At 75.5% G+C, this 538-nt stretch carries 1 protein-coding gene; it reads left to right on the top strand.

Annotated elements, in window-relative coordinates:
* Positions 1 to 135: 135 nt before the first annotated feature.
* The coding region (locus FOE67_RS27890; protein WP_498370730.1) for an oxidoreductase at positions 136 to 538 on the top strand (403 nt) is incomplete at its 3' end.

The raw sequence follows: 538 nt of genomic DNA, 5'->3' as shown, positions 1-538 counted from the left end.
CTCGCGGGCTCGGAGAGGTGTAGAAGAGACAGTGCTCCGTATAGCGTGCGGGGCGGTTGCCGACCCGTGCCGCCCCCGGGCCGGCCCCGGCTCCGTGCCCGCTTCACCACCGACCGGAACCCCGAGGAGACCCTTGTGACGACCTCCACCCCGACGGCGACCGACCCCGCCGTCGCCTCCCTCTTCCGCCCCTTCTCCCTCGGCTCCCTGCGGCTGCCCAACCGGGTGGTCATGGCCCCGATGACCCGCCGGCTCTCCCTCGGGGGGGTCCCCGGAGCGGACGTGGCCGGGTACTACGCCCGCCGCGCCGCCGGCGGGGTCGGCCTGATCGTCACCGAGGGCACCTACATCGACCACCCCACGGCGGGCGAACACGCGGACGTGCCGCGCTTCCACGGTGAGGACGCGCTGCTCGGTTGGAAGGGCGTGGTGGAGGCGGTGCACGCCGCCGGCGGCCGGATCATGCCCCAGCTCTGGCACGTCGGCCCGGCCCGCATGCCGGGCGCGCCGCCCTTCCCCGACGCCCCCGTGTTCACCC

The sequence above is a fragment of the Streptomyces calidiresistens genome, assembly GCF_014141525.1.
In the GTDB taxonomy this organism is placed as follows: Bacteria; Actinomycetota; Actinomycetes; order Streptomycetales; family Streptomycetaceae; genus Streptomyces; species Streptomyces calidiresistens.
This window is presented reverse-complemented; position numbering and strand designations above follow the sequence as displayed.